5 protein-coding genes are annotated in these 8,026 nt (G+C 76.3%); 1 reads left to right on the forward strand and 4 read right to left on the reverse strand.

The features are described from left to right. Positions 1–103 precede the first annotated feature (103 nt). From ABD323_RS29790 to ABD323_RS29800, 3 genes are all read right to left on the reverse strand, one after another. A complete protein-coding gene (locus ABD323_RS29790; protein ID WP_344445114.1) occupies positions 104–1,579 on the reverse strand; it encodes a SagB/ThcOx family dehydrogenase in 1,476 nt (491 codons plus the stop codon). A 70-nt stretch (positions 1,580–1,649) separates the two neighbouring features. Beyond that, a complete protein-coding gene (locus tag ABD323_RS29795; RefSeq protein WP_344445115.1) occupies positions 1,650–4,025 on the reverse strand; it encodes a TOMM precursor leader peptide-binding protein in 2,376 nt (791 codons plus the stop codon). A 12-nt stretch (positions 4,026–4,037) separates the two neighbouring features. Further along, complete coding sequence (locus ABD323_RS29800; RefSeq protein WP_344445116.1) at positions 4,038–5,153, reverse strand: JmjC domain-containing protein; 1,116 nt, start codon at positions 5,151–5,153, stop codon at positions 4,038–4,040. 303 nt (positions 5,154–5,456) lie between these two features. Between ABD323_RS29800 and ABD323_RS29805 the strand changes: the two genes are divergently transcribed. Beyond that, complete coding sequence (locus ABD323_RS29805; RefSeq protein WP_344445117.1) at positions 5,457–5,771, forward strand: hypothetical protein; 315 nt, start codon at positions 5,457–5,459, stop codon at positions 5,769–5,771. A gap of 22 nt (positions 5,772–5,793) precedes the next feature. Here the strand turns inward: ABD323_RS29805 and ABD323_RS29810 are convergent. After that, a partial coding sequence (locus ABD323_RS29810; protein ID WP_344445119.1) for an ATP-binding protein occupies positions 5,794–8,026 on the reverse strand: 2,233 nt, incomplete at its 5' end.

The following is an 8,026-nucleotide window of genomic DNA, read 5'->3' on the forward strand; positions in this document are numbered from 1 at the left end:
TCGACCAACCGCCCGGCTACGACCAGTGGATGACCCCGGCCGCCGGCTTCGACCCGGAGCGGGTGGCCGCCGACCCCCAGATCAGCCCCCCGGCCCCGGGCCCTCAGCCCCGCGGCGGCGCCGCCTGCCGCGGCACGCTGCCGAGGATGAACTCGCCGACGCTGGACTCCGCGAAGTAGTCCAGGCCGGTCGCGGTCGCGAAGGCGCCGGCGTCGCCGCCACCGAGCGCGCAGGGGGCCAGGCCCATGCCGGTGGCGACCCCGTAGAAGGTCGCGTAGAGCGCGCCGACGTCCTTCAACAGCACGGCGTAGGCCATGTTCTGGTACTTCCACATCAGCCGGCCGAACCGGGCGGCCACCACCAGCAGCACCTGCGGCGGCTGCTCCATCACCCCGGTGTGCCGAGCCAGTTGGACCAGCTGGCGGACGCCCGAGGGCTTGGCCGGGACCTGCTCCAGCGCGTGCCCGAGCGGGTCGTAGTGGTACATGCCGGCCGCCAGCCCGTCGACCCGGCTGACCACCGGGTAGATCTCCAGCTCGTAGAGGGCTCCGCCGCCGGGGTAGGGGCGGTAGGAGATCTCCTGCAGCCCGTCCGACATCCGGGACCTGATCCGGGCCGCGCGGTGCAGGAACTCGCCGAGCTGGTCCAGCGTCAGCGGGTTGGCGTCGTCGTGCGAGCGCTGCGAGGTGCGTGCCTCCAGCACCTCGCCGTGGCTCACCTCGAAGAGCCGGCCGCTGCCGGCGGCGGGCACCGGCAGCTCGATCCGCTCGCCGCCGAAGGGCGGGTGGGTCAGCGGCAGCGGCTCGTGGCTGTCCTTGGCCCAGTACGAGCCGCCGTACGGCCGGTCGGGGCGGCCCATCCGGGTCCGGTGGTGGAACCAGAGCTCGTGCGGGCTCCACTGGGCGAGCGCCAGGCCCGCCTCCTCGCTGCCCGGCCGGACCGCGAAGCCGTACTCGGCCAGCAGGCCGAGCACGGCCTGCGCCGCGTCCTGCGGCAGGCCGGCCGCAGCCGCAGCCGCAGCCTCCGCAGCCCCCGCCGCGGCCTCCGCGCCGCCGCCCTCCGCACCGCCGTCCGCCGGCTCGCCGGTGAGGGTGCCGAGCAGCGCCACCACGTCCGCGCCGTGCAGCGTGAACTCCGCGTCCGCGCGCGGCGATTCCAGCAGCATCAGGGCGCCCTCGCGGCGCAGCACGGCGAACCGCGAGAGCACCAGCCCCTGGGTGCCGGGCGCGGCGGTCACCTCCCCACCGGCCCGGAGCTGGTCGACCGTCAGCAGCGGCCGCCCGGAGAGCTCGAGGCGGATCCGCAGCTGCCCGGCGCCGGTCAGCTGCCGGCGCAGCAGGTGCAGCGCGAGCAGGCCGGGTGCGGCCCCGGTCGGCGGGGCGAGCAGGTCCTCGATCGACGCGTAGCCGTCGGCGAGCCGGACCAGGGCCGCCCGCACGGCGGGCTGCAGCCGGGTCAGGCTGGTGACGCCGTTCGGTCCGGTGATCGTGGCGCCGTCGTCGCCGCTGAGGTGCAGCGCGCAGTCCGGGCGCAGCCGGAGCAGGGTCCGCAGACCGGGGGAGGGGGGTGTCGCGTTCACGGGATCGGCCTCTCTCGGAGGGAGAAGGGGGGCAGAGGGGAGGGGCGGCGGGGTGCGGCGGCGGGCCGGCTCAGAAGAAGACGCTGCGCGGGTTGAGGTCCTCCTCGGCCACCGGCTGGTCGATCCAGCCCAGCCGGACCGGCGCGTCGTAGAGCCGGCCGGCGCCGAGCCGGCGCCAGAAGTGCCGCAGGCCGGGCACGATGACCTTGGCCACGTGCAGCTCGATGTCCGGCAGCGACTGGTCGACCACCAGGAACTCGTGGCCGTGCTCGCGGACCAGCTCCACGCAGTTGCGCACGTCCTGGGCGGCGTCGCCGGTGTGCAGCTCGGGGTAGTCGGTCAGCCGGCGCTTGTCGAGCCCGGGGTGCGGCAGCAGCCACGGCTCCTCGGCGACCCGGACGTTCTGCAGCCACTCCAGGGTCTGCGGGTCCTCCTCCCAGTAGAAGGTGGACCCGTCGGGCTTGCGCATGGTGACCGACGGCAGGAACTGGTTGGCCTCGGTGAGCGCGCGGACCACCGCGATCCGCGGGTCGAGGTGCGCGCCGAAGCCCAGGATGACGTCCTCGACCGGGCGGTCGGTGCGGCGGGAGACGGCGACGAAGGTGGGGATGCCGAGGTCGGTGGTGATGTCGAGGACCCACACCTCGCGGTCGATGGAGGCGTAGTGCTCGCGCAGGGTGGTGATGTACGGGTCGTTCAGGCTGTCCAGGTCGAAGCCGGGCCGGGCGATCCGGTTGTACCACCAGAGGCTGACGGCGTCCCGCTCGACCAGCTCGCAGAACCCCTGCAGGATCGCCTCGGGCAGGGTGTTGCCGGCCGCGTGGCCGTTGCCGTCGGTGAAGCAGATGTTGAAGTCGTACAGGTCCGGGTGGCCGAACCAGGCGTAGACGGCGGGCACCAGGCGCTCGCGCTCCTCGGTGAGCGACCAGGCGGCGGTCCAGGCGATCTCGGTCCCGTCGGGGCAGACCTGCGGCACCTGCTGCAGGCGGCCGGCGTCGGTGCGGTTCCAAGCGGCCGCCTCGCGGTGCTGCTTCTCGGAGAAGAGCAGCAGTTCGGCCATCGGCACGGCCCGCTCCGGACCCAGCTGCGCGTAGCTCGCGGTGATCGTGGGCCGGTCGTCGCGCCAGACGCCGGAGTAGCGCTCGACGGCCTCGCACATCGCGCTGACCTTGGCCTGGACCTCGGTGCGGCCCTTGCCTCCGCTGATCCCGCGGACGTTGCGGCGCAGCGCGTCCAGGTTGTGCGCCACGGCGAAGTTGTGGCCGGAGAAGTAGCTGTAGGTGACGCCGTTGTCGGTGCCGTTGAGCAGCTGCAGGTGGGTGATCACGCCGGTGATCCGGCTGACGTGCTTGTCGAGCCGGCGCTGGGTGTCCTCCGGGCGGACCGTGCGGTGACCGCCGTCGGTGGCGAAGTTGACCGCGGAGGAGGCGAGTTCGATCCGGGCCAGGCGGTCGAGCAGCAGCCGGGCGTCACCGCAGTGCGGGCACTGCGGGCGGCGCACCACCGCGTGCCGCTCGGTGGCCAGGGTGCGGCTGTCCAGCGACACCAGGGTGCCGTGCACGCTCGGGACCCGGCCGGTACCGGCCAGTTCGGTGAGCAGCGCGGCGACCAGGCCGGCCGCGGTGTCGACCGAGGCCGCGGTGGCGGCCCTGGCCCGGCGCAGGCCGCGGGTGCCGTCGGTGGACCAGGTCCGCAGGTACTGCTCGACCGGGCGGTTGCCCTCCAGCCGGGCGGCCAGGCAGTGCCAGCAGCCGGTCGCCGCGGTGGCGGGGTCCTGCTCCGGCGCCCCGTCCTGGACCGCCTGGACCGCCTGGACCGCCTGGGTGGCCGGCGGGTCCGGCACGAAGAGCGGGCCCAGCCAGACCTCGTCGCCGATCGGCTTGACCAGCAGCCAGGACCGGCCGGCCGCCCGCAGCCGGTCGTCCAGCGCGCCGAGCGTGTCGTCCAGGTAGTCGTCGCAGAGCACCAGGACCAGCTCGGCCGCGGTCGCATCGGTCGTCCCGGCCGCCTCGGTGGCGATCTCGGCCGCGGCGCGCTGCCGGGCGGGCAGGCCCGCGGCGGCCAGCGCCCGCAGGAACGGCGCCGGGTCGACCTCGCCGGCGGTCACCACCGCGACCGGGGCCGCCGCCAGCGCCCGCACGGCGGTCTCCGGGTCGAGCCCGCGGGCGTCCCAGGCGGCCAGCTGCGCCTCCGGGAGGTCGGGGCGGCCGTCGGCGAGGTGGCCGAAGCGCTGGTACTTGGCCAGCGCGCCGAGCACGCCGGCGAAGGAGAGCGCGCCGTCCAGCTTCTCGACGATGTCGGCCAGGGTGTGCCGGCCGTCCAGGAAGGCCAGCACCTGGACGGCCGGGCCGCCCTGGACCACGTAGTGGCGGTCCTCGGTGATCAGGAAGACACGGTCACCCAGGACCTGTGGGCTGAGATGGGCCTTCAGACGGGGACGGTTCACGGGGGTCGCTCCTCAGTTCTGGACGTGCTGGACGTGCTGGACGTGCTGGACGGGCCGATCGGGCTGAACGGGTTGAACAGGTTGAACGGGCTGAACGGGCTGATCGGGTTCGAGGGCCGCGGCGAACTCCGTGAACGAGGCGCGTGCGGGCCCCTCCTGGGCCCGGACGCCGGCCTGCCGGGCGAGCCCGACCAGCTCCTCGGGCGCCAGGGCGGCCAGCCGGGCCGCGTAGTGGTCGACCAGGTGCCGGGCGGTCTGCGCCAGCGCCAGGTCGTCCAGCGGGCGGGCCGGCCCCGCCCAGTCCTGGGCGAGGTGGTGCGCGAGCGCCTCGCGCAGGTGCGCGGCGCCGACCTCACGGATGGTCAGCGACAGGTGCAGCGACAGGCCGTGCTCACCCACCGCCCGGTGCGCGAAGCCGCGGGGCAGGTAGAGCACCTGGCCCGGCTCGATCACGGTCTCCAGCAGGACCGGGCCCGGCCGCGCACAGGCGCCGGAGCTCCAGTGGCCGTCCGGCGACGGGCCGCCGTGCACCCGCCAGCCCTTGCGGCCGTGCAGTTGCAGGACGATCACGTCGGCGTCGTCCCGGTGGGTCGCCATGGCCTGCCGGCCGGGCGGGGTGAGGAAGACGAACGCCTCCACCGCCCGGCCCAGCTCCCGGCGCAGGCCGGCCACCAGGCGGGCCACCGGCGGGTGCCACTCGCTGACCTGGCTGAGCAGCAGCGTGCGGCCGGCCGCCAGCTCCCGGCGGACCGCGACCGGGTCGAGGTAGCCCGGCTCCCACTGGTCGACCAGCCGGCGGGCGTGCGTGTAGGCGGCGGGCGGCAGCTCGACACCGAACTGCTTCAGGCGGCCGTAGGGGTGGCGCAGCTGGCCGCAGTCGATCACGTCGTCGAGGTCGGCGAGCCGGAAGGCCTCCAGCGGCGGATCGGCCGGGGTCATCAGCACGGGCCGCCGGCGCCAGTCGTCCCGCCAGAACGCCTCGGGCTCGGCCAGCAGCCCGCCGAGCGTGCTGCGGGTCTGCCCCGTCGATCCGGTCCGGGGCGATCCGGTCGGGGGCGATCCGGGCCGGGTCACGGCCTCGGCCGTCTCCCCGGCGCGCGCCACCTGGTCGGGCTGTGGCCGGTCCATCGGCCCCCCTCTCGCATCGCCCTGCACCGCCTGCTGTCCGAGGCAGACTGCCGCGGGCCGATCACCAGGGGATCCGCGCGGCGGGCGGCGGCGGTCCGGTCGGGGCGCCGGCCCGGGCGCCGCGGGCGGTAGCGGCGGTTACCCGCGGGTCGTGCGGCGGCCGTCCGGCGCGGACGCGGCGGGTGGGCGGCGACGGCGGCCCGGGCGTCCGGAGATCGCCGGAGATCGGCGAAGATCGGGCGGATATCCGCGGCTGCCATGCTCGGCACGGCCCTTCCCCGCCGAGCTTTGGAGTGCACCACGATGACCAGCGCCCGCAAAGGATCCGCCCCGCACCGCGCCACCCGCCGGACCGCCGTCCGCTGGACCGCCGGCGCGCTGACCGTGCTGGCCGCCGCGCTGGGCACCGGCGTCGGTGCCACGCAGGCCGTCGCGCGGACCGCTCCGGTGCCGGTCCGTCAGACCGAGCCCGGCCACCTGCCCTGTCCGGGCAGCAACAAGCTGCCCAGCGACTGGACCCTGGACAGCTGGCTGGCCTCCGGGGCCGCGCAGGTCGGCTCCCTGACGGTCTGGAACAACACCGGCTCGGGCGACCTCCCGCCCGTCGGCTGCTTCTGACCGACCCCTCACCCCCGCCGGCCTACCGCGAGGTGGCCGCCACGGCGTCCAGCTCGGTCAGCAGGCTCCGGGCGTCCGCGCCGTCCGGCAGGCCGAGCCGGGTGAAGAGCGCGTCGGCGCGGCGCAGCTGGACCCGCGCCTCGTCGGTCCGGCCCAGCTCGCCGAGCGCCCGGGCCAGGCTCACCAGCGCGTGCCCCTGGTCGCGTTCGGCGTCCAGGTCCTCGCAGCGGGCCAGCGCCTCGCGGGCCTGCTCGACCGCCTCGGCGGCGCGCCCCAGCAGCCGCAGGGTGTCGGCCAGCCGGTAGCGCGCGTGGGCCTGGCGCAGCGGCAGCCCGGCCAGCCGGCAGACCTCCAGGCACTCCCGGTAGGCCTGCTCGGCCTCCTCGTGCCGGCCCTCCTCGTGGGCGGCGAGGCCGAGCACGTAGAGCGCGTAGGCCAGGCCGGCGTGGTCCTCGGCGTCCCGCAGCGCGGGCAGGATCTCCCGGCAGGCCCGGGCGGCCTCGTCGGCCCGGCCGCTGCGGACCCTGGCCAGCGCGGCGTTGAGCGTGGTGGCGGTCTGCCCGGCCCGGTGGCCCAGGGCCCGGGCCAGCGTGTTCGCCTCGTCGTAGAGCCGCACCGCCTCGTCGAACCGGCGCTGGAACTGCGCCAGCAGACCGAGGTCGTTGAGCGCCTGCTGGAGCACCACCACGTCGCCCACCGCCCGGCAGGCGTCGGCCGCCCGCCGGCTGTGCGCCTGGGCCTCGGCCAGCCGGGTGGCCTGGACGGCGATGTTGCCCCGGATGAACTCCGCGCGGCCCAGCGAGCGTTGGTCCCCGCGGGTGGCGGCCGCGGCGGACACCGCGGTGGCGGCCACCGCCAGCCGCTCGTAGCGCGGGTCGGCGTCGAAGGGGCTGAGCGCGATCAGCAGGTCGGTGGCGGTCCTGACGTCCTCGGCCGAGGCCTCCTCGGCGGTGGCGCCCAGCACGGCGGTGATCGCGGTGTCGAACTCCTCGGCCACCCAGCGCTCGGCCTCCCGCGCGTCGGCGAACCGCAGGCCCGGGGCGTCCGGCACGCGCAGCGCGCCACCGATCGGGTCACCGGGCACCGCGTGCTGGAAGGCCGCGGTCGCGGTGGCGAGCAGGAAGTCGAGCTGGCGGCGCAGGGCCCCGTCCCGCTCCGGCCCGCCGTCCGCCCCGTCCTGATCGCCGTGTCCCTGCGGACCGCCGCCGCCCGTCAACTGTCGGGCGAAGACCCGCAGCAGCTCGTGGTAGCGGTAGCGGCCCGGTCGCGGCGCGGTGACCATGCCGGCGTCCACCAGGGACTCCAGCAGTCCCTCGGCCCGCCGCTGGTCGGTCTCCAGGACGGCGGCCGCGGTGGGCACCCCGATGTCCGGCCGGCCGACGGCGGCGACCAGCCGGAACGCCCTGGCCTGCTCCTCGGTCAGCTGCCGGTACCCCCACTCGAAGGCACCGGCCACCGCGAGGTCGCCCACGCACAGCTCGGAGATCCGGTCCTGCTCCGCGGCCAGCCGGTAGGCCAGCCGGGCCACCGTCCAGGCCGGGCGCGAGGCCAGCCGGGCCGCCACGATCCGTACCGCCAGCGGGAGGTGGCCGCAGTAGCGGATCAGTTCGCCGGCCGCGCCGGGGTCGGCGGCCACCCGGTCGGCGCCGGCCACCCGGCCCAGCAGCGCGGTGGCCTCGTCCAGGCTGAAGACGTCCAGGTCGATCTGGGCCGCGGTGGGCAGGCCGAAGAGCCGGGTGCGGCTGGTGACCAGGACGGCGCAGCGGGCCGAACCGGGCAGCAGCGGGCGGACCTGGGCGGCGTCGCGGGCGTTGTCGAGCAGCACCAGCACCCGCCGGACGTCCAGCAGCGAGCGGAACAGCCGGGCGCGGTCGTCCTGGGACTCGGGCAGCGCGGGGCCGCTGACGCCGAGCGCGGCCAGGAAGCTCGCCAGCACCACCCCCGGGTCGGCCGGCTCGTGCTGGTCGCCGCGCAGGTCCGCGTAGAGCTGCCCGTCGGGGAAGCCCGGCCGCAGCTGGTGGGCGACCCGCAGGGCGACGGCCGTCTTGCCGACCCCGCCCATGCCGGCGATCGCCGCGATCGGCAGCACCGCGTCCTCGCGCGCCGGGCCGTGGACGGCGGCGAGGGCCTGGCGCAGCACCGCGAGCTCGTCCTGACGGCCGGTGAAGTCGGCGGTGTCGGCGGGGAGCTGGGCCGGTACCAGGCCGAGGGCGGCGGGCGCGGGGAGCTCGCCGCCCTCGGCGGGCTCGGTGACC

Origin of the sequence: Kitasatospora nipponensis (assembly GCF_039528135.1) — a bacterium.
GTDB classification, from domain to species: domain Bacteria; phylum Actinomycetota; class Actinomycetes; order Streptomycetales; family Streptomycetaceae; genus Kitasatospora; species Kitasatospora nipponensis.

Bases quoted from the DNA above. Each gene is read 5' to 3' on its own strand.
- ABD323_RS29800 (WP_344445116.1), bottom strand. From the start codon at position 5,153: ATGGACCGGCCACAGCCCGACCAGGTGGCGCGCGCCGGGGAGACGGCC.
- ABD323_RS29805 (WP_344445117.1), top strand. From the start codon at position 5,457: ATGACCAGCGCCCGCAAAGGATCCGCCCCGCACCGCGCCACCCGCCGG.